Origin of the sequence: Streptacidiphilus monticola, assembly GCF_042658505.1 — a bacterium.
GTDB lineage: Bacteria > Actinomycetota > Actinomycetes > Streptomycetales > Streptomycetaceae > Streptacidiphilus > Streptacidiphilus monticola.
Window position 1 is genome coordinate 124,956 of sequence record NZ_JBHSQJ010000031.1, and the last position, 24,004, is coordinate 148,959.

General features: G+C 73.1%; 24 protein-coding genes. 13 read left to right on the top strand and 11 right to left on the bottom strand.

Translation table 11 applies throughout. The annotated features are described in order from the left end of the window. The first annotated feature begins 5 nt into the window (after positions 1–5). The 9 genes from ACFP3V_RS08855 (at position 6) to ACFP3V_RS08895 (ending at position 8,095) form a co-directional block, all read left to right on the top strand. Positions 6–839 (top strand): polysaccharide deacetylase family protein, encoded by an 834-nt coding sequence (locus ACFP3V_RS08855; RefSeq protein ID WP_380581630.1) that lies wholly within the window; start codon positions 6–8, stop codon positions 837–839. After that, positions 836–2,005, top strand: a complete 1,170-nt coding sequence (locus ACFP3V_RS08860; RefSeq protein WP_380581632.1) for a glycosyltransferase — start codon at positions 836–838, stop codon at positions 2,003–2,005. The genes ACFP3V_RS08855 and ACFP3V_RS08860 overlap by 4 nt, the downstream gene beginning before the upstream one ends. Next, on the top strand, positions 1,998–2,666 hold the full coding sequence (locus ACFP3V_RS08865) for a YveK family protein (protein WP_380581634.1): 669 nt from the start codon (positions 1,998–2,000) through the stop codon (positions 2,664–2,666). The genes ACFP3V_RS08860 and ACFP3V_RS08865 overlap by 8 nt, the downstream gene beginning before the upstream one ends. A 4-nt stretch (positions 2,667–2,670) precedes the next feature. Further along, positions 2,671–3,768 carry a GNAT family N-acetyltransferase gene (locus ACFP3V_RS08870; RefSeq protein ID WP_380581636.1) on the top strand — a complete coding sequence of 366 codons (1,098 nt, stop codon included), beginning with the start codon at positions 2,671–2,673 and terminating at the stop codon, positions 3,766–3,768. Further along, positions 3,765–4,094 (top strand): YnfA family protein, encoded by a 330-nt coding sequence (locus ACFP3V_RS08875; RefSeq protein WP_380581638.1) that lies wholly within the window; start codon positions 3,765–3,767, stop codon positions 4,092–4,094. Before ACFP3V_RS08870 ends, ACFP3V_RS08875 begins: the two co-directional genes overlap by 4 nt. Before the next feature lie 111 nt (positions 4,095–4,205). Next, positions 4,206–4,961 carry a PQQ-binding-like beta-propeller repeat protein gene (locus ACFP3V_RS08880; RefSeq protein ID WP_380581640.1) on the top strand — a complete coding sequence of 252 codons (756 nt, stop codon included), beginning with the start codon at positions 4,206–4,208 and terminating at the stop codon, positions 4,959–4,961. A gap of 57 nt (positions 4,962–5,018) precedes the next feature. Then, positions 5,019–6,617, top strand: a complete 1,599-nt coding sequence (locus ACFP3V_RS08885) for an ABC-F family ATP-binding cassette domain-containing protein (RefSeq protein WP_380581643.1) — start codon at positions 5,019–5,021, stop codon at positions 6,615–6,617. Positions 6,618–6,968: 351 nt separating this feature from the next. Further along, positions 6,969–7,196, top strand: a complete 228-nt coding sequence (locus tag ACFP3V_RS08890; RefSeq protein ID WP_380581646.1) for a helix-turn-helix domain-containing protein — start codon at positions 6,969–6,971, stop codon at positions 7,194–7,196. 104 nt (positions 7,197–7,300) lie between these two features. After that, positions 7,301–8,095, top strand: a complete 795-nt coding sequence (locus ACFP3V_RS08895) for an enoyl-CoA hydratase/isomerase family protein (RefSeq protein WP_380581649.1) — start codon at positions 7,301–7,303, stop codon at positions 8,093–8,095. 190 nt (positions 8,096–8,285) lie between these two features. Here the strand turns inward: ACFP3V_RS08895 and ACFP3V_RS08900 are convergent, their stop codons facing one another. The 4 genes from ACFP3V_RS08900 to ACFP3V_RS08915 are packed head-to-tail and all read right to left on the bottom strand — an operon-like array spanning position 8,286 to position 12,657. After that, the gene (locus ACFP3V_RS08900) at positions 8,286–9,047 is read right to left on the bottom strand and encodes an SDR family oxidoreductase (RefSeq protein ID WP_380581651.1); all 762 of its coding nucleotides are present in this window, start codon (positions 9,045–9,047) and stop codon (positions 8,286–8,288) included. Next, positions 9,047–10,846 carry a glycoside hydrolase family 15 protein gene (locus ACFP3V_RS08905; protein ID WP_380581653.1) on the bottom strand — a complete coding sequence of 600 codons (1,800 nt, stop codon included), beginning with the start codon at positions 10,844–10,846 and terminating at the stop codon, positions 9,047–9,049. The genes ACFP3V_RS08900 and ACFP3V_RS08905 overlap by 1 nt, the downstream gene beginning before the upstream one ends. A gap of 33 nt (positions 10,847–10,879) precedes the next feature. Next, positions 10,880–11,662 carry an SURF1 family cytochrome oxidase biogenesis protein gene (locus ACFP3V_RS08910; protein ID WP_380581655.1) on the bottom strand — a complete coding sequence of 261 codons (783 nt, stop codon included), beginning with the start codon at positions 11,660–11,662 and terminating at the stop codon, positions 10,880–10,882. 44 nt (positions 11,663–11,706) lie between these two features. After that, complete coding sequence (locus tag ACFP3V_RS08915) at positions 11,707–12,657, bottom strand: DEDDh family exonuclease (protein WP_380581657.1); 951 nt, start codon at positions 12,655–12,657, stop codon at positions 11,707–11,709. Between the two features lie 114 nt (positions 12,658–12,771). Here ACFP3V_RS08915 and ACFP3V_RS08920 point away from each other — a divergent pair, with 114 nt between their 5' ends. Continuing rightward, positions 12,772–13,815 carry a zinc-dependent alcohol dehydrogenase family protein gene (locus tag ACFP3V_RS08920; RefSeq protein WP_380581659.1) on the top strand — a complete coding sequence of 348 codons (1,044 nt, stop codon included), beginning with the start codon at positions 12,772–12,774 and terminating at the stop codon, positions 13,813–13,815. A gap of 234 nt (positions 13,816–14,049) precedes the next feature. Here ACFP3V_RS08920 and ACFP3V_RS08925 read toward each other — a convergent pair whose 3' ends face one another. Together ACFP3V_RS08925 and ACFP3V_RS08930 are read right to left on the bottom strand one after the other, a co-directional pair. Further along, the gene (locus tag ACFP3V_RS08925; RefSeq protein ID WP_380581661.1) at positions 14,050–15,225 is read right to left on the bottom strand and encodes an acyl-CoA dehydrogenase family protein; all 1,176 of its coding nucleotides are present in this window, start codon (positions 15,223–15,225) and stop codon (positions 14,050–14,052) included. Between the two features lies 1 nt (position 15,226). After that, on the bottom strand, positions 15,227–16,423 hold the full coding sequence (locus tag ACFP3V_RS08930; protein WP_380581663.1) for a CaiB/BaiF CoA transferase family protein: 1,197 nt from the start codon (positions 16,421–16,423) through the stop codon (positions 15,227–15,229). 163 nt (positions 16,424–16,586) lie between these two features. Between ACFP3V_RS08930 and moaA the strand changes: the two genes are divergently transcribed. Then, complete coding sequence (gene moaA, locus ACFP3V_RS08935) at positions 16,587–17,582, top strand: GTP 3',8-cyclase MoaA (protein WP_380581665.1); 996 nt, start codon at positions 16,587–16,589, stop codon at positions 17,580–17,582. 26 nt (positions 17,583–17,608) lie between these two features. Here the strand turns inward: moaA and ACFP3V_RS08940 are convergent, their stop codons facing one another. The 4 genes from ACFP3V_RS08940 to ACFP3V_RS08955 form a co-directional block, all read right to left on the bottom strand. Further along, entirely contained in the window at positions 17,609–17,815 is a 207-nt protein-coding gene (locus tag ACFP3V_RS08940; protein WP_380581667.1) for a hypothetical protein, read from the bottom strand. A gap of 180 nt (positions 17,816–17,995) precedes the next feature. Beyond that, positions 17,996–18,349, bottom strand: coding sequence for a DUF3099 domain-containing protein (locus ACFP3V_RS08945; protein ID WP_380581669.1), 354 nt, complete (start codon positions 18,347–18,349; stop codon positions 17,996–17,998). 133 nt (positions 18,350–18,482) lie between these two features. Continuing rightward, on the bottom strand, positions 18,483–19,877 hold the full coding sequence (locus tag ACFP3V_RS08950) for a metallopeptidase TldD-related protein (RefSeq protein ID WP_380581671.1): 1,395 nt from the start codon (positions 19,875–19,877) through the stop codon (positions 18,483–18,485). Continuing rightward, positions 19,877–21,403: a TldD/PmbA family protein gene (locus tag ACFP3V_RS08955; RefSeq protein ID WP_380581673.1), complete on the bottom strand. Its 1,527-nt coding sequence runs from the start codon at positions 21,401–21,403 to the stop codon at positions 19,877–19,879. Before ACFP3V_RS08955 ends, ACFP3V_RS08950 begins: the two co-directional genes overlap by 1 nt. Positions 21,404–21,604: 201 nt before the next feature. On the opposite strand from ACFP3V_RS08955, the gene fabG reads away from it, so the two are divergent. Next, a complete protein-coding gene (gene fabG / locus ACFP3V_RS08960) occupies positions 21,605–22,309 on the top strand; it encodes a 3-oxoacyl-[acyl-carrier-protein] reductase (RefSeq protein WP_380581675.1) in 705 nt (234 codons plus the stop codon). Between the two features lie 2 nt (positions 22,310–22,311). Beyond that, positions 22,312–23,079 carry an enoyl-ACP reductase FabI gene (gene fabI, locus ACFP3V_RS08965; protein ID WP_380581677.1) on the top strand — a complete coding sequence of 256 codons (768 nt, stop codon included), beginning with the start codon at positions 22,312–22,314 and terminating at the stop codon, positions 23,077–23,079. 185 nt (positions 23,080–23,264) lie between these two features. Here the strand turns inward: fabI and ACFP3V_RS08970 are convergent, their stop codons facing one another. After that, positions 23,265–23,927, bottom strand: coding sequence for a FadR/GntR family transcriptional regulator (locus tag ACFP3V_RS08970; protein ID WP_380581679.1), 663 nt, complete (start codon positions 23,925–23,927; stop codon positions 23,265–23,267). Positions 23,928–24,004: the final 77 nt, after the last annotated feature.

Genomic DNA, 24,004 nt, shown 5'->3' on the forward strand with positions numbered 1-24,004 from the left:
TACCGATGGCCACCGAACGACTGCCCAGGACCCCGCTGCGGCCGGGCCCGCCCCGGCACCTGCGCCCGGTGCCCGACGAGGCGGCCGCCGAGCTGGGGCCGAGCTACCCGTGGGTGTGGATGTACCACTCCGTCTCCGCCGGACGCCAGGACGACCCCTACCAACTCACCGTCGACCCCGAGCGGTTCACCCGACAGATGGAGTGGCTGGCCCGCACCGGCCGCCGGGGCGTCGCCATGGCGGAGCTGGTCCGCGCCCAGCGCGAGGGCCGTGCCGAGGGGCTGGTCGGCATCACCTTCGACGACGGCTACGCCGACTTTCCCCGGTCCGTACTGCCGGTGCTGGACCGGCTGGGCTTCACCGCCTCTGCCTACGTCGTCGCCGGACAGCTCGGCGGCTGGAACTCCTGGGACGCGGAGGGCCCGCGCCGTCGCCTGCTGACGGCCCCTCAGGTGCGCGAACTCGCCCGCGCGGGCTGGGAGATCGGCTCCCACTCGCTGACCCACCTGCGCATGGACGGCAGCGACCGGGAGGCCCTGCGGCACGAGGCCCGGCGCAGCCGGGAGGTGCTGGAGGACGTGCTCGGGGCGCCGGTGGCCGGCTTCTGCTACCCCTACGGCGCCCACGGTGCCGAGGCGGTCGAGGCGGTCCGGGATGCGGGCTACGACTATGCGGTGGCGATCTGCCACTCGCCGTTCACCGGTCGCTGGGCGCTGCCGCGCAGCTATGTCGGCCAGCGCGACGGCGCCCTGCGGCTGCGCGCCAAGCACCTGCGCCACCGGCGGCGCAACCACCGCTGCGCGCGCGGCCTCGGGCCGCAGGGACAGGAGGAGCAGTGAAGGTCCTGCATGTGATCACCGGACTGCACGCGGGCGGTGCCGAGCAGCAACTCCGGCTGCTGCTACGGCACATGCCCGAGGGAGTGCACAGCGAGGTGGTCGCTCTGACCAACCCCGGCGTGGTCGCCGACGGGCTGCGCGCGGACGGGATCCGGGTGGCGCACCTGGGCATGCGCGGCAACCGCGACGTCGCCGCGCTGCGCCGGCTCACCCGCGAGATCCGGGCCGCCCGCCCCGACCTGGTCCACTGCCACCTCTACCGGGCCTGCGTCTACGGCCGACCCGCCGCCCGGCTCGCCGGCGTGCGGACGGTGCTGGCCACCGAGCACTCGCTGCTGGGCGACGTCCTGGAGGGCCGCCGGGTCAACGCGGGCGCGCGGCTCCTCTACCGCGCCACGGAGCGGCTCGGCCGGATGACGGTCGCCGTATCCCCGGACACCGCGGGCCACCTGGCCGCCTGGGGAATCCCGCGGGACCGGATCACCGTGCTGCCCAACGGCGTGGACCTGGCCCGGCACCTGGTGCCGGCCTCCGCCCGGGCGGCACAACGGCTGCTCCTGCGCGAGGAGTTGGGCATCCCCGGCGAGTCCTGGACACTGGGCGGTGTCGGCCGGCTGGTCCCGGGCAAGCGTTTCGACCTGCTGGTGCGGGTGCTGGCGCAACTGCCGGAGCGGGCCCGGCTGCTGCTGGTCGGCGCCGGTCCGGAACGCGAGCCGCTGCAGCGGCTCGCGGCCGGGCTGGGCGTAGCCGACCGCGTGGTCTTCGCGGGCGAGCGCGCGGACGTTCCCGAGATGCTGTACGCGATGGACGCGTTGGCGGCCCCTTCGGAGGGCGAGACCTTCGGCCTGGTGCTGCTGGAAGGACTCGCCGCCGGCCTGCCGGTGCTGTGGACCAACGGTCCGGCGCTGGCCGGGCTGCCGCCGGAGGAGATCCCGCAGGCCCCCCGGCTGCCCGCCACCGTCGCCGCCTACGCCGCCGCCGCGGCCGAGCTGATGACCGCGCCCGCCCACGGCCGCCGCCCGCCGGACGTGCTGCAGGACTACGACGTGGCGCGCATCGCGCCGAAGCTCGCCTCCCTCTACCGGACGCTGCTGGGTGACGTTCCGCCGCCACGCGCGTTGGACAGGGAAGCCCGACCGCAGACCACGGAGGAGATCCATGCCTGACCGCGCCCCCGATCCCGCGCCTGACCGCGCGTCGGACCGCGACGAGGCCGGGGCGGCCCCGCGCCGGCGCGGCCTGCTGCGCTGGTGGCCGCTGGCCGTCGCGGTACCGCTCGGCGCCGCGGCCGGAGCCGGTTACGCGGCCCAGGCGCAGCCGCAGTACCAGGCCAGCGCCTATGTCATGGTGGTCGCCCCGAACGGCGGCTCCGCGGCCGTCAACTTCGCCCAGGCGTACGGCAGGATCGTCGGCCAGCCGGACGTGCTGGCCCGGGCCGCCGCGCAGACCCGGCTCACGCCGGGAGAGCTGGCGTCCCACCTGGAGGCGACCACCTCGCCCGACGCCCCGCTGATCCAGCTCACCGGCACCGCCGGCCGGGCCGACAGCGCGGCGGCCGAGGCCAACGCGGCGGCGTCCTCGCTGGTCGCCTTCGGCAACGCGGCGGCCAAGCAGACGGGCGTGCAGCTGGTGACCTTCGCCAAGGCCGCCGCCCCCGAGAAGCCCAGCTCGCCCTCGGCCGCGCTGGACACCGCAGTCGGCGCCGCGGCGGGTCTGCTGCTGGGAGGTCTGGTGCTGCTGGTCCGCCCCGGCCGGGCGGCGACCGCAGCCGTCCCCGGCCCGCGCCACGCCACGCCCGCGGCGGCGGCACAGCCGGTGGAGGCCTGAACCGGTGCTCCAGGCGCACGTGCTGACGGACCAGCAGGAGCTGGACGCCCTGGCGGAGGACTGGGAGCAGCTGGTCGAACGCAGCGCCGGGGCCACCCCCTTCCAGAGCCATGGGTGGCTCGCCTCCTGGTGGCAGAGCTACGGCCGCCCCGGCCGGCTCCGGGTGGTGACGGTCCGTCGGCCCGACGGCCGACTGGTCGCCCTGGCCCCGCTGATGCGCGGCCCCGGCGGCCTGCGCCCGATCGGCGTCGGGCTCACCGACTTCCACGACGTGCTGATCGACCCCGAGCACGCCGAGCAGGCCGCCCCCGTGCTGGCCCGGGCGCTGGCACGGCAGTTGCGCGCCCCCTGGGCGACGCTGGACCTGCGTGAGGTCCGCGCCGACGCCTCGGCCCGACTGCTGGCCGCCCACTGGCCCGGCCGGGCGGCGGAGCTCCCGGACTCTCTCTGCCAGCACCTGCCCGGCCTGCCCATGGACGACCTGCTGCGCAGGCTGCCGGGGCGGACCGCCCAGCGGACCCGGGTCAAGCTGCGCAAGCTGGCGGCGGCGGGTGTCGTCGTCCGCGACGTGCCGGCCGCCGAGATGCCGCAGGCGGTGGACCGGCTGCTGGCCCTGCACGCGCTCCAGTGGACCGGACGCGGCGTCACCCGGGAGCACCTGCGCGAACGCTTCGCCGCGCACCTGCGCCGCTCGGCGGTGGCCCTCGCCGCCCGGGGCCGCGCGGCGATGCACGAGTACGAGCTGGACGGCCGACTGATCGCCGTGGACCTGGAGCTGATGGCCCGGGGGATCGCGGCGCTGTACTTCTACGGCGTGCATCCGAGCGCCCGGGAGCGGCTGGACATCGCCGGGATGCTGTTCGGGGAGAACCTGGCCCATGCGCTGCGCAGCGGGATGGTGGAGATAAACCTGCTGCGCGGCGACGAGCCCTACAAGCAGCGGTGGCGTCCGGAACGCTCGCAGAACGCCCGCCTGCTGCTCGGCCGCGGGCCGGCGGTGCGGCTGCGGGTCGCCCTGCTGCGCACGGACCGGGCGCTGCGGGACTGGGCGAAGCGGCGCGCGCCGTGGCTGCGGAAGGCGGCCCGTATCGTGTCCGGGTGACCGTCACCCGTTCCGTCGTCCTGTTCCTGGTCGCCGCGCTCGCCGAGATCGGGGGCTGCTGGCTGATCTGGCAGGCCGTCAGGGACCACCGCGGCTGGCTCTTCGCCGTGGGCGGCGCCGCCGCGCTCACGGCCTACGGCCTGCTGGCCGCGGCGCAGCCGTCGGCCGCGTTCGGCCGGGTCCTCGCCGCCTACGGCGGGGTCTTCATCCTGGGCTCCCTGGCCTGGGCGGTCGTCGTCGACGGCTACCGGCCCACTCCGTGGGACATGACGGGTGCGCTCGTCGCCCTGGCGGGCGCGGCGCTCATCGCTTTCCAGCCCCGCTGACCCCTCGCCCTGCAGGGCCCCAAAGGCGCCGCCCGGGGCGGTGTGTAGCACGTCTGCTACAGAACGGCGCGTAGCCTGCGGGGGGTACCGGGCTGCGCCTACCGTGGGCGCATGCGAACTGTCGTCGTCGCCCTCCTCCTGGCCGCGCTCGTCGCGGTCCTCGGGGCCGCTGCCCGGGCGCACCGCCCCGCCCCGTTCGGGGACGATCTCGCCGCGCACAGCACCAGCGTCCCCGCGGACGCGGTCCGCCTCCACGGCGACGCGGTACAGGGGTACGACGACACCACCGGCGTCACCGCCTGGACCTACCGGCGTCCCGGCTCGACGCCGACCCGCATCGTCCCGCTCGCGCACGAGGTCGCCCTGGTCGCCTGGTCGGACGGCATGCTCACCGGCGTCACCCCGGGCGCCCCAGAGATCCGCTGGCACCGGTTCATCAAGATCGACGAGGGCGGCCGCCCGCTGCTGCACGCCAGCCCCGGTGGGGAAACGTTCCTCGCGGTCACCTCGGGCCTGTTCGTCGCCTACAACACCGACGACGGCACCATCCGCACGGATACCCTGCCGCCGCCCGGCTGCTCCTACGTCCCCGCCCACAGCGTGAGCCTGGACGACGGGACGCTCGTGGTCGCCCGCTCCTGCCCCGGCGACGGCCCGTCCGCCGTGGACGCCTTCACCGCCGACGGACGCGTCTGGAAGCGGGACTCGGGGCCCGACGTCCGCCCGGTCCTCGGGACCGGCGGGTCCCTGGCACTGTGTCAGGGACCGCTGCTGCGAGGCATGTTGGTGGATCCGGCGACCGGTGCGGCCGTCCCGGACCTGCCCGGCGCCGTCCGGCAGCCGAAACCGCTTTGCACCGCCCGTTAGACTGGACGAGTTTGCCCGCGCCTCGCAGGCGCCAGTACGTCCGGGAGCAGCCTCGCCATGATCGCCGCCAGCAACGTCGAACTGCGCGCCGGCGCCCGCATCCTGCTGGAGAACGCCTCCTTCCGGGTCGCCGCGGGCGACCGTATCGGTCTGGTCGGGCGCAACGGCGCCGGCAAGACGACGCTGACCAAGGTGCTCGCGGGCGAGGGCATCCCCGCCGCCGGCACGGTGACCCGGTCCGGTCCCGTCGGCTACCTGCCGCAGGACCCGCGCACCGGCGACCTCGACGTGCTGGCCCGGGACCGGATCCTCTCCGCCCGCGGTCTCGACGAGGTGCTGCGCAAGATGCGCATCGCCGAGGACAAGATGGCCAACGGCAAGGGCGCCACCCGCGACCAGGCGATGAAGAAGTACTCCCGCCTGGAGACGGAGTTCCTCACCAAGGGCGGCTACGCCGCCGAGGCCGAGGCCGCCACCATCGCCGCCGCGCTGGGGCTGCCGGACCGCATCCTGACCCAGCAGCTGCACACCCTCTCCGGCGGCCAGCGCCGCCGCGTCGAGCTGGCCCGGATCCTGTTCTCGGACTCCGACACGCTGCTGCTGGACGAGCCCACCAACCACCTGGACGCCGACTCGATCCTGTGGCTGCGGGACTACCTGAAGACCTACAAGGGCGGCTTCATCGTCATCTCCCACGACATCAACCTCGTGGACGAGGTCGTCAACAAGGTCTTCTACCTGGACGCCAACCGGGCCACCATCGACGTCTACAACATGGGCTGGAAGCTCTACCTCCAGCAGCGCGAGGCCGACGAGAAGCGCCGCAAGCGCGAGCGGGCCAACGCCGAGAAGAAGGCCGCGCAGCTCAACGCGCAGGCCGACAAGATGCGGGCCAAGGCCACCAAGACGGTCGCCGCCCAGAACATGGCCCGCCGCGCCGAGAAGCTGCTGTCCGGCCTGGAGGACGTGCGGCAGAGCGACCGGGTCGCCAAGCTCCGCTTCCCCGAGCCGGCCCCCTGCGGCAAGACCCCCCTCACGGCCGAGGGGCTGTCCAAGTCCTACGGCTCCCTGGAGATCTTCACCGACGTCGACCTGGCCGTGGACAAGGGCTCCCGGGTCGTCGTGCTCGGCCTCAACGGCGCGGGCAAGACCACGCTGCTGCGGATGCTCGCCGGCGTGGAGCAGCCCGACACCGGCCAGGTCGTCCCCGGCCACGGGCTGAAGATCGGCTACTACGCCCAGGAGCACGAGACCCTGGACCCGGACCGGACCATCCTGGAGAACATGCGCTCCGCGGCCCCGGACCTGGACCTGGTCGAGGTCCGCAAGATCCTCGGCTCCTTCCTCTTCTCCGGCGACGACGTGGACAAGCCGGCGGGAGTGCTCTCCGGCGGCGAGAAGACCCGACTGGCCCTCGCCACCCTGGTCGTCTCCAGCGCCAACGTGCTGCTGCTCGACGAGCCGACCAACAACCTGGACCCGGCCAGCCGCGAGGAGATCCTCGGCGCGCTGCGCTCCTTCGCCGGCGCGGTCGTCCTGGTGACCCACGACGAGGGCGCGGTGGACGCGCTCCAGCCGGAGCGGATCATCCTGCTCCCGGACGGTGTCGAGGATCTCTGGAACGAGAGTTACGCGGATCTCGTGTCGCTCGCGTGAATTGATTCAGGAGCGAAACATTGCATTGCTCCTGAATCCGTCGGCGGCGGATCATGCATCTGGACCAGAAGAGTTCATATCGCGAAGATCCGCCGCGCCGGGTGACGCTCTTGGCGGCAACCCGGTCGGAGTATCCCGTGTAATCCCCAAATACCCCGTCTGATCTGCCGATTCACGGTTCGTCAGGGAATGGTTCGTTCCCGTACCGGCGGCCATTGGGCCGCCTGGCGGGGCGCGCGGCCCGGTGCGCGCTCCCGGAATCGACGGGGGGACCTTGTCGAATGGGTGGCCAGCGGGGCCCCCATGGGTGATCATGGGATTCCGACAGAGCACTGCTACGAGGAGGCACGGGTGGCCGAGACTCTGAAAAAGGGCAGCCGAGTGACCGGACCGGCGCGGGAGAAGCTCGCGACCGAGCTCAAGAAGAAGTACGACTCCGGTGCGAGCATCCGTGCGCTGGCGGAGGAGACGGGCCGTTCCTACGGCTTCGTGCACCGGATGCTCAGCGAGTCCGGAGTGAACCTGCGCGGCCGCGGCGGCGCCACTCGCGGCAAGGCGAAGGCCGCTGCCGCGTCCTGAGCGGCAGCGTCCCGAGCGAACCCCAGGGGTGACGAGAGCCGTCGCCCTCGTTACTCTCCAGTAGCTACGCATGCTGAATTCCGGCCGAGCTCTGGAGGACTGCCGTGACCGACACCGTCGATGCTGCCGCGCGCTGGGAGCAAGCAGGTGTCCGCCTCGAAGTGGCGGACACCCTGGCCACGGTGACCCTCTGTCACCCTGACCGCCGCAACGCCCAGACGCCGGCCCTCTGGCGCGCGCTCGCCGAGATCGGCAGCGCGCTGCCGGGGACGGTGCGGGTCGTCCTGCTCCGCGCGGAAGGTGTCTCCTTCTCCGCGGGCCTGGACCGCGCGGCCTTCGCGCCGGAGGGCATCCCCGGCGAGGTCAGCTTCGTCGAGATCGCGAAGCGGCCGGACGGCGAGTCCGTCATCGCGGAGTACCAGGCCGGCTTCACCTGGTGGCGCCGCGCCGACCTGGTCACCATCGCCGCCGTCCAGGGCCACGCCATCGGCGCCGGGTTCCAGCTGGCGCTCGCCTGTGACCTGCGGGTGGTGGCGGAGGACGTGCAGTTCTCCATGAAGGAGACGGCGCTGGGCCTGGTGCCCGACCTCACCGGGACCAAGCCGCTGGTGGATCTGGTGGGCCCGGCCAGGGCGCTGGAGATCTGCGGCACGGGCCGGTACGTCCACGCGGACGAGGCGGTGCGCCTCGGGCTCGCGAACGTGAGCGTGCCGAGGGGCGAACTGGACGCGGCGGCACGGGACTTGGCCGCGGCGCTGCTGGCCGCCCCCCGGAACGCGCTGATCGAGACCAAGGCCCTGCTGGCGGGCGCAGGCGCCCGCACCCTCGACGAACAGTCCGCCGCGGAGCGGGCGGCCCAGGTGCGCCGCCTGCGCGACCTCGCGGGAATCGGCGACTGAGCCCCTTGAGGGGCGCGAGGAATCGCCCACCCTTCCCCAGTCTTCGGCGGGAGGTGCCCCCAGCGCGAGCAGCACACCACCCGGGGAGGGCTGATCCCATGTGCGGGACGCACTTCCGTGGGTGGTGGGCTGGTCCCGCAGTTCCCCGCGCCCCTGAAGGCGCTTCGTGTCGTCGAGGGGTGACGGGGGCTCAGAGGCCGTGGAGGGCGCCGCCGTCGACGGGGAGGGTGAGGCCCGTGAGGTAGCCGGCCGCGGGGGACAGGACGAAGGCCGCCACCCGGCCGAACTCGGCGGGCTCGCCGTACCGGCGGAGCGGAATCGCGGCTTGCGCCGCGACCCGCGCCGCGGCGGGGTCCGGTGCCAGGGAGTCCAGATGGGCCACCCGCTCCGTCTCGATCCGCGCGGGCAGCAGGCTGACGACCCGGATCCCGCGCGGGCCCAGCTCGTTGGCCAGCGTCTTTGCGGCCATCGCCAGGCCCGGTCGCAGACCGTTGGAGACGGCCAGGCCCGCGATGGGTTCGCGCACCGAGCCGGACAGCACGAAGGCGATCGCGCCGCCCGCCTCCAGCACCGGGGCGGCGGTCCTGGCGATCCGGATCGCGCCGAGGAAGACGGACTCGAACGCGTCCCGCCACTGATCGTCCGTCACCTCCCGGACGCCGCCCGCCGGTGGGCCGCCGACGCTGATGAGCACGCCGTCCAGGCGGGCGAAGGCCGCCACCGCCGTGTCGACCAGCGCCTGCGCCGTCGCCGGGTCGCCGTTGTCGGCGGCCAGGCCGACGACGCGGGCGGGATCGCCCAGCCGGGCCACGGCGTCCTCGACCGACTCGGTCGAGCGCCCCGTCACCACCAGGCGGGCTCCCTCGGCGAGCAGCTGCTCCGCCGTGGCGTAGCCCAGGCCGCGGGTGGCGGCGGTGACGACGTAGACGCGGTCCTGCAGTCCCAGGTCCATCAGACGATCCTCGGATCCCTTCCGTGGCCCGCCAGTTGGAAGGCCGTGTCGACCAGCGCCACATGGGTGAACGCCTGCGGGGTGTTGCCGAGTTGGCGGCCGCTCTCGGCGTCCCACTCCTCCGAGATCATGCCGAGGTCGTTGGCCAGCGCGCTCACCCGGGTGAAGAGGTCCTGCGCCTCCTCCTTCTCGCCGATCTGCAGCAGCGCCGTCGCCAGCCAGTACGAGCACGCGAGGAAGGCGCCCTCCTCGCCGCGCAGCCCGTCCACGGCCGACGTGCCCTCGGCGGGCAGGGAGTAGCGGCGGACGAAGCCGCCCTCGTCGAGTTCGTCGCGGACGGCGCGGACGGTGTTGACCACCCGGGGGTCGCTCGGCGGCAGGAAGCCGGTCATGACCGTGAACAGCGTCGCCGCGTCCAGCTCCTTGCCTCCGTAGTACTGGGTGAACACGCCGCGCTCGTGGTCGACGCCGCGCTCGCACACGTCCGCGTGGATGATCCCGCACAGCTCCCGCCAGCGCTCGACGGGGCCCGGGAGGCCGGTCTCCTCGGCGAGCCGGACCGCGCGGTCGAAGGCCACCCAGGACATCACCTTGGAGTGGACGAAGTGCCGGCGCGGGCCGCGCACCTCCCACAGGCCCTCGTCCGGGTCGCTCCAGTGCTCCTCCAGGTACTCCAGCAGCTTCCGGACCAGGCCCCAGACATGCCGCTCCATGGTGATGCCGTGGCAGTGGGCCAGGTAGAGGGTGTCCAGGACCTCGCCGTACACGTCGAGTTGGAGCTGGTTGACGGCCGCGTTGCCGAAGCGGACCGGGCGGGAGCTCTCGTAGCCCGGCAGCCAGTCGGCGGCGATCTCCGGCAGTCGGCGCTCGCCCGCGACGCCGTACATGGTCTGCAGGTCGGCCGGGTCGCCGGCGATCGCGCGCAGCAGCCAGTCGTGCCAGGCCTCGGCCTCGTCCCGGAAGCCCGCGCGCAGCAGCGCGCCGAGGGTCATCGTGGAGTCGCGCAGCCAGCAGAAGCGGTAGTCCCAGTTGCGCTCACCGCCGATCTGCTCGGGCAGTCCCGCGGTCACCGCGGCGACGATGCCGCCGGTCGGCTCGTAGGTGAGCGCCTTGAGGATGATCAGCGAACGCAGCACCAGGTCCCGGTCGGGACCCTCGTAGGTGCACTGCGAGGCCCACTTCTCCCAGTCCGCCAGCGTCGCGGCGAGCGCCTGGTCGGGGTCCTGCCGGGGCGGCTGGGTCAGGTGCGAGGGCCGCCAGCTCAGCACGAACGGGTGCCGTTCGCCCTCGTGGACGGTGAACTCCGCGAAGTGCGCGAAGTCCTGACCCTTCGTCCGCACTCCCGGGCCGGCCCGCAGCCACACCGCGTCGGGGCCGGCGACGGCCACCCGGTGGTGGTCGGTGCGACGCACCCAGGGGATGATCCGCGCGTAGTCGAAGCGCAGCCGCAGCTCCCCGGTCATCCGCACGGTGCCGGAGATGCCCTCGACGATGCGCATGACGTCGGGGGTCCTGTCCCGTTGCGGCATGAAGTCGATGACCCGGCAGCTCCCGGTCGGGGTCTCCCAGACGGTCTCCAGGACCAGGGAGTTGCCGATGTAGCGGCGGGTGGGCCGGGCTCCGCTGCCGACGGGGGAGAGCCGCCAGTGGCCGTGCTCGTCGCCGCCGAGCAGGGCCGCGAAGCAGCTGGGGGAGTCGAAGCGGGGCAGGCAGAGCCAGTCGATGGAGCCGTCCCGACCGACCAGGGCGGCGGTCTGGAGGTCTCCGATCAGTGCGTAGTCCTCGATGCGTCCAGGCATGGAGTCAATCGTGCTACGAAGCGGCGGGCGGCATCAGGACGTTCGCGAGGCTTTCCACTCGCGGCGGAACAGGAACCACCAGGCGACGGGGACCAGCGCGGCGAAGACCCACCACTGCACGGCGTAGGGAAGGTGCACGCCCTTGCCGACGACGGCCATGCCGCCGGTGGCGTCCTGCGGCTGCGGGACGGTCTCCGGCTGGGCGCCGCGCGGTGCCGGGGTGGTGCGGTTGAGCTCCAGGTACCCGGCGAGCAGCGTCTCCCCGGTGCGCCGGGCCTGCTCCTGACTGTTGATCAGCATGAACTGCCGGTCGGGCAGGCCCTTGACGTCCCGGATGCCGGTGAGCGCGCTGGTCTCGTCCGGACGGAACAGGCCGTCCAGCGTCACCGTTCCGGTCGGCGCGGCCGGGACCGCGGGGTACTCGGTGCCGGTGGTGTTCCCCGGGGAGATCCAGCCGCGGTTGACCAGGATCTCCTTGCCGTCGTCCAGCACCAGCGGGGTGACCACGTAGAAGCCGATGATGTCGCCGGAGGAGTCGGTGCGGTGCCGGACCACGAACTCGTGCGCGGTGTCGTAGTGCCCGGTCGCCGTCGCGTGCCGGTACATCTCGCGCTGCGGGATCACCACCCCCGGCGAGCTGAGCGACTCCACGCCGACGGCGGCCGCGCGCACGTTGGCGTCGGTGAGCCTGGTGCTCGCCTTGGACTGCTCGTAGCGGTGGAACTGCCACTGCCCCAGCCAGACCATGGCGGGGATGAGGGCCAGGAACAGCAGGGTCAGTGCGACCCAGCGCCGGGTGAGCAGGATGCGGAACACCCCGAAACGGTACCTCCCGGACTCCCGCCGCCCGGGAGCGGGGGTCAGCTCTGCGGCCGGACGTCGCGCAGCAGCTGCAGGAACGCCGCCTCGTCCACCACCGGGGTGCCGATCTCGCGGGCGCGGCGCGCCTTCGTGGTCCAGCTGTCCGGCTCGTTGGTGACGAGCAGTGAGGTACGGCTGGAGACCGAGGAGGCGACGTGCAGGCCGGCCTCGGTCATCCGGTCCTCGAGCTGCTCCCGGTCGACGGCCGTGTCCCCGGTGATCGCCACCCGCATGCCCTGCACCAGCGGCCCGGACGCCTGCCAGCGCCCGGGGTTGGGATACGGGCAGGCGGGACGCCTCCGGGCGGGACGGAACCAGGCGGCCCGGCGCTGCGACGGGATCTCCCCGAGCGCCTCGGGCAGCGCCACCGGCATGACGCAGTTGACCAGCGGCAGCCGCAGCCCGCCGGCCGCGGCGAGCTTGAGGCTGCGCCGGAACACGGCGGCGAGCACCCGGGCGTCGTCGAGCGCGTGGTGGGCCCGCTCGGGCACCACGCCGAAGTGCGCGGCGAGCGTGGCCAGTCGGTGGTTGGGGAGCGGCAGCGCGAGATCGCGTGAGAGCACCACGGTGCACAGCCGCTGCTCGGTGGGGATCTCCAGAGCGGCGCGGCCGTACTCGCGGGCGAGCATCTTCCAGTCGAACTGGGCGTTGTGAGCGACCATCACCTTGCCCGCCAGGCGCGCCGACAGCTCGGCCGCCACCTCGGGGAAGCGTGGAGCGCCGCGCAGGTGACTGCTCGTCAGCCCGTGGATCCACACCGGCCCCGGATCCCGGTCCGGATTCACCAGGGTGTACCAGTGGTCCTGCGGGACACCGAAGCGGTCCAACTCGTAGACGCCTATCGAGATGACCCGGTCGTCAGCGGCCAGGCCGGTCGTCTCCACGTCCACGACGGCGTACCCGCCTGCCGGGTACGCCTCGGGCCACTCGTCGCTGTCCTCCACGGTCACTCAGAATAGGGGTGACTACTGACAGCCCCGTCGGGGGCACGGGCACTTCCCGCCGCTGAGGTGGGGGTTCCCGTGCCGGGACGGGGCGCTGCACCACGACGAGAGTGAAATCGCATGCGCGCCACGGTGATTTACGGGCCAAAGGACGTTCGGGTGGAGGAGGTGCCGGACGCCGCGGTCCAGAAGCCGACCGACGCCGTCGTCCGCAACGTCCTCGCCTGCATCTGCGGCAGTGACCTCTGGGCCTACCGGGGCGTCGCCAAGCGCGAGCCCGGCCAGCGGATCGGTCACGAGTTCCTGGGCGTCGTCGAGGAGGTCGGCGCTGACGTGACGTCAGTCACGGTGGGGGACCTGGTCGTCGCGCCCTTCGTCTGGTCCGACGGAACCTGCGAGTTCTGCGCGGAGGGCCTGCAGACCTCCTGCCCGCACGGCGGCTTCTGGGGGAGTGTCGGTTCCGACGGCGGCCAGGGCGAGGCCGTGCGCGTCCCCTACGCCGACGGCACCCTGGTGAAGCTGCCCAAGGACGCCCGGTCGGACGAGCGGCTGCTCACCGCGATGCTGGCGCTGTCCGACGTGATGGCCACCGGCCACCACGCAGCGCTGGCCGCGGGCGCCCGCCCCGGCGCCCCCGTCGCCGCCGTCGGCGACGGGGCGGTGGGCCTCTGCGACGTCCTCGCCGCGAAGCGGCTGGGCGCCGAGCGGATCATCGCCCTGGGCCGCCACGAGGCCCGCACGGCGATCGCGCGCCGCTTCGGCGCGACCGACATCGTCCCGCAGCGCGGCGAGGAGGCGGTGGCGGCGGTGCGCGAGCTGACCAAGGGCGTCGGCGCGCACGCCGTGCTGGAGGCCGTCGGCACGGAGGAGTCGATGCGCACGGCGATCTCCGTGACCAGGGACGGCGGCAGCGTCGGCTATGTCGGCGTGCCCCACGGAGGGAGCGCGGGGGTGGACATCCACCAGATGTTCGACCGCAACGTCGCTCTGCGGGGCGGGGTGGCCCCGGCGCGTGCGTACATTCCGGAGCTGCTGAAGGACGTGCTGGCGGGGGTCATCGACCCGTCCCCGGTGTTCGACATGAGCGTGGGGCTGGAGGGGGTGCCGGGGGGTTACGCCGCGATGGACGACCGCACCGCCCTGAAGGTCCGCGTCACCTTCTAACCCTTCATCAGCCCCCTGTCAGGGGCGCGAGGATCCCCTGCGCACCCCCGGTTCGGCCGGGGGTGCCCCCACGGCGGGAGGTATCCCCACCGCGACCGGCCCACCACCCACGGGGGTTCGACCCGCACACGGAGCCGGGCCTCCCCGAGTGGTGGGTTGCTCGCGGTGGGGGCACCCCCGGCCGAAGGCTGGGGGAGGGGTGGGGGAGCCTCGCGCCCCTGACGGGGGCGGGGGTCAGCGGAAGGCGTCGAGGCCGGTGAGGGTCTTGCCGACGATGAGTTGGTGCATCTCGACCGTGCCCTCGTACGTGAGCACCGACTCCAGGTTGTTGGCGTGGCGCATGATCGGGTACTCGAAGGAGATCCCGTTCGCGCCCAGGATCGTCCGGGCGGTCCGGGCGATCTCGATCGCCTCGCGCACGTTGTTGAGCTTGCCGTAGCTCACCTGCTCCGGGCGCAGCGTCCCGGCGTCCATCCGCCGGCCCAGATGCAGGGCGAGCAGCAAGCCCTTGTTGAGCTCCAGCGACATGTCGGCCAGCTTGGCCTGGGTGAGCTGGAACCCGCCGATCGGGCGGCCGAACTGCTCCCGCGTCAGGCTGTACTCCCGGGCCGTCTCCAGGCAGGAGCGCGCCGCGCCCAGCGCGCCCCAGACGATGCCGTAGCGGGCCTGGTTCAGGCAGGACAGCGGACCCTTCAGGCCGCGCACATCCGGGAAGACCGCGTCCTCGGGCAGGCGCACGTTGTCGAGCACCAGCTCACTGGTGACCGAGGCCCGCAGCGAGCCCTTGTGCTTGATCTCGGGGGCCGAGAACCCGGGGGTGTCCGTCGGGACGACGAATCCGCGCACACCCTCGTCCGTCTGCGCCCACACCACCGCGACGCCCGCGACGGAGCCGTTCGTGATCCACATCTTGCGGCCGTTGAGGACCCAGTCCGCCCCGTCCCGCTTCGCGTTGGTGCGCATCGACGCGGGGTCGGAGCCGTGGTCGGGTTCGGTGAGCCCGAAGCAGCCGATGACCTCGCCCGCCGCCATCCGCGGCAGCCAGGTCTGCTTCTGCTCCTCCGAGCCCCAGCGGTGGATCGCGTACATGGCCAGCGAGCCCTGCACGGACACCAGCGACCGCAGTCCGGAGTCCGCCGCCTCCAGCTCCAGGCAGGCCAGGCCGTACTGGACGGCGCTGGCCCCGGCGCAGCCGTAGCCCTCCAGGTGCATGCCCAGGGCGCCGATCCCGCCCAGCTCGCGGGCGAGTTCACGGACCGTCGGCAGTTCGCCGGCCTCGTACCAGTCGGCGATGTGGGGCAGCACCCGGTCCGCGCACCAGGCGCGGACGGTGTCGCGGACCGCGAGGTCCTCCTCGCTCAGCAGGTCGTCGATGCCGAGCGGGTCGCGGGGGTCGAGGGGAGCAGCCATGTCACAGATCCTCAGCTTGGGGGAGGCGGGTGGACGGTCGGAGATGGTCGGTCAGCGGCGCGTCCGCCGGGCCGGCGAGCCAGGCGCGTACGGCGTCATTGTGCTCGCCCAGGCGCGGCGGGGCGACGGGCGGTCGGACGGGGGTGGCGTCCAGCGTCAGCGGACTGCGCACCTGCGGCACCCGGCCTTCGCCGACGGGAACCACCGGGTCCAGGCCCAGCTCCGCGCCCAGTGCGAACGCCCCGGCCAGGTCGTTGACGGGTCCGCAGGGCACCCCGGCGGCGGTCAGCAGCCGTTGCCACGCGGCGGCGGGGCGCGTGGCCAGCCGCTGCTCCAGGGCCTCCACGAGCTCCTGACGGTGCGTCACCCGGGCGCCGTTGGTGGCGAAGCGCGGGTCCTCGCCCAGTTCGGGGGCGCCCAGCGCCTTGGCGAGCGCCCGGAACTGGCCGTCGTTGCCGCAAGCCACCGCGATCAGCTCGGCGTCGGCGCAGCGCAGGGTCTCGTAGGGCGCGATGCTGGGGTGGCGGTTGCCGAGGGCCCGGGGCGGGCGGCCGGTGGCGAGGAAGCCGCTGGCCTGGTTGGCGAGCGAACCCAGCAGCGAGGAGAGCAGGTTGACCTCGACCCGCTGCCCGAGCCCGGTCCGGCCGCGGTGGTGCAGCGCGGCGAGTACGGCGGTGACGGCGTCCTTGGCGGTGAGCACGTCCACCAGCGCGACGCCGGCCTTCTGCGGCTCGCCGCCCTCGGGGCCGGTGATGCTCATGAGACCGCCCACCGCCTGGACGACGAAGTCGTAGCCGGGCAGGTCGCTGCCGCTGCCGAAGCCGGTGATCGAGCAGTAGACCAGCCCGGGGTTCTCCGGGCGCAGGCTGGCGTCGTCCAGGCCGTAGCGGGCCAGGCCGCCCGGCTTGAAGTTCTCCAGCAGGACGTCCGCGCGTCGGGCCAACTCCCGTGCCAGGGCGGCGTCCTGGGGGTCGCCGAGGTCGAGGGTCATGCCGTGCTTGCTGCGGTTGGCGCAGTCGAAGTAGGCCGCGGTCCCGTCCACGAAGGGCGGCCCCCAGTGCCGGGTGTCGTCCCCGGCGCCGGGGCGCTCCACCTTGACGACGGTGGCGCCCAGGTCGGCCAGGGTGGCCGCGGCGAGCGGGCCGGCCAGCACCCGGCTGAAGTCGGCGACCAGGAGCCCTTCCAGGGGTCCGCCCATGACCACTCCTCCTGTGCGTCGTGCCGCCCGGTTGCCCGCCATGCTGACAAGATCGCGCCTCCGGGGGAAACCCGCCGTTCCGGCCAGTACCGTGCGCGGAGTTGTACGTCCGGGCAGGTGTCAGCCGCGGGGCATAGGCTAGGCGCAAAAGGGGAGGTGCAACGTGTCCGGGCTCATCGACCAGTTCGGTCGGACGGCGGTCGACCTGCGGGTCTCGCTGACCGACCGGTGCAACCTGCGCTGCACCTACTGCATGCCCGAGGAGGGGCTGCAGTGGCTGGCCAAGGACACGCTGCTGACGGACGCGGAGATCGTCCGCCTGGTCCGGATCGCGGTGACGCTGCTCGGCGTCCGAGAGGTCCGCTTCACCGGCGGCGAGCCGCTGCTGCGGCCCGGGCTGGTCGGCATCGTGCAGGAGTGCGCGGCGCTGGAGCCGCGCCCCGAGCTGTCGTTGACCACGAACGGCATCGGACTGCAGCGCGTCGCCCCCGCCCTGGCGGCGGCCGGGCTGGACCGGATCAACGTCAGCCTGGACACGCTGGACCCGGTCGTCTTCCGCGAGTTGACGCGGCGTGACCGCCACGCGGACGTGCTGGCCGGGTTGGCCGCGGCGGAGGCGGCGGGGCTCACCCCGGTCAAGGTCAACGCGGTGCTGATGCGCGGGCGGAACGAGCACGAGGCCGCCCCGCTGCTGGCCTGGTGCCTGGAGCGGGGGTACGAGCTGCGCTTCATTGAGCAGATGCCGCTGGACGCCCAACACGGCTGGGACCGCGCGCAGATGGTCACCGCGGCGGAGATCCTCGGGCAGCTGCGCACCGCCTTCGAGCTGACTCCGGAGCCCTCGTCCGCACGCGGCGCGGCCCCCGCGGAGCGCTGGCTGGTGAACGGCGGCCCGGCCCGGGTCGGCGTGATCGCCAGCGTCACCCGCCCCTTCTGCCGCGCCTGCGACCGCACCCGGCTGACGGCGGACGGCCAGGTCCGCAACTGCCTCTTCGCGACCGAGGAGACCGACCTGCGCTCCGCCCTCCGCAGCGGCGCCACCGACGCGGCCGTCGCCCGCCTCTGGCAGGCGGCCATGTGGGGCAAGAAGCCCGGCGCCGGTATCGACGACCCGTCCTTCCTCCAGCCCACCCGCCCCATGTCCGCCATCGGCGGCTGAGCGCGCCCCGGCGCGCCGGCCGGGACCTAGCGGATCTCGAAGGGCTCGATGTCCTTCAGGAAGCCGCGGATGTCCAGGAACTCGCTGAGGGAGTCGCGGTGGGCGTCGCAGGCGAGCCACTGCTTCCGGCGGTCGGGTGTGTGCAGCTTCGGGTTGTTCCAGCTCAGTACCCAGAGCGCCGGCTCGCGGCAGCCCTTCGCGGAGCAGATCGGCGTCTCGGACTCGGTCCCCATACCGCCACCCTACGGGCAGAGCGATGCCGGGCAGCCACGGGGGGAGCCGCCCGGCATCTCGCGCTCGCTCCGACGGGGGATGCAGAGCGAACGCGTCGAGTATGGCACGTGCACGCGGCCGGCGGACCAATGATCCTTAAAACATTCGTACGGCGGTCTTAAGGTCCCGCTAAGGCTGCGTCAGTCCCCTTGCCGCGGCGGCACGATGGTGCCCTCCACCGGCTCCGACGGGCCCGGCGGGAGCATCGTCCGGGGCTGGGCGCCGACGAAGGTGTCGGGCAGGCCGGGAGCGCCCTCGCGGCCGCCGTTGGCGACGATGACGGCGAAGTAGGGGATGACCGTGCCGCCGACCAGCGCCACGATCGCCGCGATCCGGGACTCGTGCCACAGCACGACGGCGAGCACCACGCACACCGTGCGGACCGCCATCGAGATCATGTAGCGGCGCTGACGGCCCTTCACATCCTCGGTCAGCCCCGTGCGCGCACCGGTGATGCGGACGACGCCGGGCCGTCCCGGCCCTGTCCTGCGCATGCTGTCCACCGCCCCTGCCACTGCCCCTGCCGTCGAATCGAGCCGTTCCACGGTACGTCCCGCCGACCGCTCCGCCGAGACCGGGGTCGGGGGCGCGCCGGAGCGTTTCCCGGCGCGCCCCCGCCGGCGGCGGTCAGGACGCCTGGCTGACGGAGCTCATGTTGAAGTCCGGCACCCGCACCGGCGGCATCGCCGCCCGGGTGAACCAGTCGCTCCACTCGCGCGGCAGGCACCGCTCGGTGCGGCCGGCCTCGCTGATCCGGCCCAGCAGGTCCACCGGGGACTCGTTGAAGCGGAAGTTGTTCACCGCCCCGGTGACCTCGCCGTTCTCCACCAGGTAGACGCCGTCCCGGGTGAGGCCGGTGAGCAGGAGCGTGGCCGGGTCCACCTCGCGGATGTACCAGAGGCAGGTGAGCAGCAGGCCCCGCTCGGTGCCGGCCACCAGGTCATCCAGGGACGCGTCCGAGCCGCCCTCCAGGACCAGGTTGTCCTGGCCCGGGCGGACCGGGAGGCCGGTCAGACCCGCCGAGTGACGGGTCGTCAGCAGGTTGGCCAGCTCCCCCTGGCGGATCCACTCCGTGGGCTCCAGCGCCAGGCCGTTGTCGAAGGCGGAGCTGTCGCCGCCGGAGGCGTGCGCCACCACGAACGGCGCGGCCTCCAGGCCCGGGTAGGCGGGGTCGCTGCGCAGGGTCAGCGGCAGCCGGGACAGCTTCTCGCCGACGCGGGTGCCGCCGCCCGCCCTGGAGAAGACGGTGCGGCCTTCGGCGGCGTCGCGGCCGCCCATGGACCAGGTCGCGTAGATCATCAGGTCCGCGACCGCGGAGGGCGGCAGGATCGTCTCGTAGCGTCCGGCCGCGAGGTCCACCTTCCGCTGCGCCCAGCCCAGACGGGTCGCCAGCTGCGCCTCCAGCGCCAGCGGGTCGACGTCGCGGAAGTCCCGGGTGGCGGCGCCGGTCCAGGCGGAGGCCGTCAGGTCGGCCGTCTTGGCGTTGAGTTCGAGCGTGCCGGTCGGCTGGTCGTGCCGCAGCCGCAGGCCGGTGGAGCTGCCCAGGTAGGTGGAGGTGACGGAGTGGTAGGCGAAGCCGTAGAGCAGCCGCCCGCTCTTGCGCGAGAGCGCGAAGGCCTCGCCGAGCGCGGGGGAGAAGTCCGCGAAGACCTCGGCCGATGTCTCCGCGGGCGGCGCGGTGAAGTCCGCCGAGGCCGGCCCGTAGGGCTCGACCAGCGGCTGTGCGTCCTCCGCCGGTCCCGCCTCCCGGGCGGCGGCCTCGGCCGCGCGCACCAGCGACTCGATCTCGTCCGGCGTGACCGCCTCGCGGGAGACGACACCGGAGGCCGTCCCCTGCTGCCCGTCCACGGTGGAGATGACCGTCAGGGTCCGGCCGCGGGTGACGCCGTTGGTGGTCAGGCTGTTGCCCGCCCAGCGGAGGTTGGCGGTGGACTCCTCGTGGGCGATGACGACGCAGCCGTCCGCCTGGGACAACTCCAGTGCGCGCTCGACGAGTTCGTGGGGTCGGATTGCCTGGGACATCAGCGACCAGCCTCCGCTTGGGTGTTGAGGACGTTGACGGACCGGAACAGCGCCGAGGGGCAGCCGTGCGAGACCGCCGCGACCTGGCCCGGCTGGGCCTTGCCGCAGTTGAAGGCGCCGCCGAGGACGTAGGTCTGCGGCCCGCCCACGGCCTCCATCGAGCCCCAGAAGTCGGTGGTGGTGGCCTGGTAGGCGACGTCCTTGACCTGCCCGGCCAGCCTTCCGTCGCGGATGCGGAAGAAGCGCTGACCCGTGAACTGGAAGTTGTACCGCTGCATGTCGATGGACCAGGACCGGTCGCCGACGATGTAGAGGCCGTCCTCGACGCCGGCGATCAGGCCCGCCGTGTCGGGGCCGTCGGCGGCCGGCTGCAGCGAGACGTTGGCCATCCGCTGTACCGGGACATGGGCGGGGGAGTCGGCGAAGGCGCAGCCGTTGGACCGGCCCAGCCCCTTCAACTTCGCCATGCGACGGTCGAGTTGGTAGCCCGTCAGGACGCCGTCGCGGACCAGGTCCCAGGACTGGGTGGCCACGCCCTCGTCGTCGTAGCCGATGGTGGCCAGGCCGTGCTCCACCGTCCGGTCGCCGGTGACGTGCATGACCTCGGAGCCGTACCGCAGCGAGCCGAGCTTGTCGAAGGTGGCGAACGAGGTGCCCGCGTAGGCGGCCTCGTAGCCGAGCGCGCGGTCGAGCTCGGTGGCGTGGCCGATCGACTCGTGGATGGTCAGCCACAGGTTGGACGGGTCGATCACCAGATCGTAGCGGCCGGCCTCGATGCTGGGGGCCTTCATCTTCTCGGCCAGCAGCACCGGCAGTTCGGCCAGTTCGGCGTCCCAGTCCCAGCCCGCCCCGGGGCCGCCCGCGAGGTACTCCCAGCCGCGGCCCACGGGCGGGGCGATGGTGCGCATCTCGTCGAAGGCGCCGGTCCGCTCGTCCACCGACACCGCGGTCAGCTCCGGGTGCAGCCGGATCCGCTGCTGGGTGGTCACCGTGCCCGCGGTGTCGGCGTAGAACTTGTTCTCCTGGACCGTCAGCAGCGAGGCCGAGACGTGCGAGACGCCGTCGGCGGCCAGCAGCCGGCTGCTCCAGTCGGCGAGCAGCGCGGTCTTCTCCGCGTCCGGCACGTCGAAGGGGTTGGTCTCGTAGGACGAGACCCAGGTGACGTCCCCGTGCACCGGCTCGTCGGCCAGCTCGACGCGCTCCTCGCTCAGCGGCGCGGACAGCTTCGCGACCGCGACCGCCTGCTCGGCGACCTTCCGGGCGGCGTCCGCGGTGAGGTCCACCCCGGCCGCGAAGCCCCAGGAGCCCTGCCACACCACCCGGACCGCGAAGCCCAGTTGCAGGACGTCCGAGGTACCGGCGGGCCGGGCGTCGCGCAGCCGCCAGGACGCGCTGCGCACCCGCTCCAGCCGGAAGTCCGCGTGCTCCACGCCAAGCTCCCGGGCCCGGGACAGCGCCGCCTCGGCCAGGGCCCGGGCGGGCAGGGCCAGGAACGCGGCGTCCACGGACCGTGAGGTGTCCGGCATTCGCTCTCCTCCTTCTCCGGGTGCCCCGGTTCGCGGGGCACTCCGGCATCCTCCCAAAAGCCGGAGCCGGAACAGGTCAGGACTGTGAGAAACCCACAGTTCAGGCCCGGGGCTGCTGTGGAGGGTCGATTCGCTCGCGGCCCGCGGCAACGGATAGCGTCAGGCTGCCGAGAGAAGACAGCGCAGAGAGAAGGTGTGCCAGTGAGCCGGTCGGTTCTCGTCACCGGAGGCAACCGGGGCATCGGTCTGGCGATCGCCCGCGCGTTCGCCGACGCCGGGGACAAGGTCGCGGTGACCTACCGTTCCGGAGAGCCGCCGGAGGGCTTGTTCGGGGTCAAGTGCGACATCACCGACCCGGAGCAGGTCGAGCAGGCCTTCAAGGAGGTCGAGGCCGCCCAGGGTCCGGTCGAGGTGCTGGTGGCCAACGCCGGCGTCACCCGGGACACCCTGCTGCTGCGCATGTCCGAGGAGGACTTCACCTCGGTCCTGGACACCAACCTGACCGGCACCTTCCGCGTGGTCAAGCGGGCCTCCAAGGCGATGCTGCGCGCCCGCAAGGGCCGGATCGTGCTGATCTCCTCGGTCGTCGGCCTGCTGGGCTCGGCCGGCCAGGCCAACTACGCCGCCTCCAAGGCCGGCCTGGTGGGCTTCGCCCGGTCCCTGGCCAGGGAGTTGGGCTCCCGCAACATCACCGTCAACGTCGTGGCCCCGGGCTTCGTGGACACCGACATGACGAAGGTCCTCGGCGAGGAGCGCCGGGCGGAGATCGTCTCCCAGGTCCCGCTGGCGCGTTACGCACAGCCGGAGGAGATCGCCTCCGCGGTCCGCTTCCTCTCCTCCGACGAGGCCGCATACATCACCGGAGCCGTCATCCCCGTGGACGGCGGATTGGGCATGGGTCACTGATCATGAGTGGAATCCTCGAGGGCAAGCGCATCCTGATCACGGGTGTGCTGATGGAGTCCTCCATCGCCTTCCACGCCGCGAAGCTGGCGCAGGAGCAGGGCGCCGAGATCATCCTCACCGCGTTCCCGCGCCCGACCCTGACCGAGCGCATCGCCAAGAAGCTGCCGAAGCCGGTCAAGGTGCTGGAGCTGGACGTCACCAACCAGGAGCACCTGGACGGGCTGGCCGAGAAGGTCCGCGCCGAACTCGGGGGCCTGGACGGCGTGGTGCACTCCATCGGCTTCGCGCCGCAGGACGCCCTGGGCGGTGTCTTCCTGGACACCCCGTGGGAGTCGGTCTCGACGGCGATGCACGTCAGCGCCTACTCGCTCAAGTCCCTGACCATGGCCTGCCTGCCGCTGATGGAGCACGGCGGCGCGGTCGTCGGCCTGACCTTCGACGCGCAGTTCGCCTGGCCGCAGTACGACTGGATGGGCCCGGCGAAGGCGGCGCTGGAGGCCACCAGCCGGTACCTGGCCCGCTACCTGGGCGAGAAGGACATCCGCTGCAACCTGGTCTCGGCGGGCCCGCTCGGCTCGATGGCGGCCAAGTCCATCCCGGGCTTCTCGCAGCTGGCGGACACGTGGAACGAGCGGTCCCCGCTGAAGTGGGACATCTCCGACCCCGAGCCGGCCGGCCGGGGTGTGGTCGCCCTGCTGAGCGACTGGTTCCCGAAGACGACGGGCGAGATCGTCCACGTCGACGGCGGCCTCCACGCCATCGGCGCGTAGCGCCCCTGAACGGGCGCGAGGAATCCCCCACCCTTCGGGCGGGAGGTCGCCCGGCGCGAGCAGCCCACCACCCGGGGAGGTGAGGCCCGTCCAACGGGTCGAGCCTCCCTGAGTGGTGGGCTGCTCGCGCCGGTGGCACCTCCCAGCCTTCCGCTGGGGGATCCGCGCGCCCCCGCGGGGGGCAGCTACCTGCATCCGGTCAGCGCCGCCGCGGCCTCCTTGGAGGCCCGCTCGCCGTCGCCGTCCCTGATGGCGTCGAGGATCTGACTGTGGCTCATATAGCGGTGCTCCGCCAGCACCGGGCCGACCGCCTGCCGTAGCTCCGCCCGCAGCACCTCGCCCAGGTCCGCGTACAGGGCGGCGATCACGTCGTTGTGGGCCGCGGCCATCACCGCCTGGTGGAAGGACGCGTCCGCCTGCACGAAGGCCTCCGCGTCGCCCGACTCCCAGGCGGACTCCCGCCGCGCCAGCGCGGTGTCCAGCAGCTTGAGGTCCCGCTGCGTCCGCCGCTCCGCGGCCAGCCTGGCCGCGGCCGCCTCCAGGGCCAGGCGCAGTTCGGTCACCTGGGACAGGTCCGCCTCCGCGAAGCGGCGGTGCATCACCCCCGCCAGCTCGCTCGTCGCCAGCACGTACGTGCCCGAGCCCTGGCGGATGTCCAGCAGCCCGTTGTGGGCCAGGGCCCGCACCGCCTCGCGGACCGTGTTGCGGGCGACGCCCAGCTGCTCGACCAGCTCGGCCTCCGTCGGGATCTTGGAGCCGACGGGCCACTCGCCCGAGGTGATCTGCGCACGCAGCTGCGCGATCACCTGGTCGGCCAGCGGCTCCCGCCGCGGCGAGGTCAGTGCCATGACGCTCCTCAATCTCCGCTCTGCTTCCCGGCATTGTCCATCATCCGCAATGCCCGCGACTAAGTCATCCCATGATT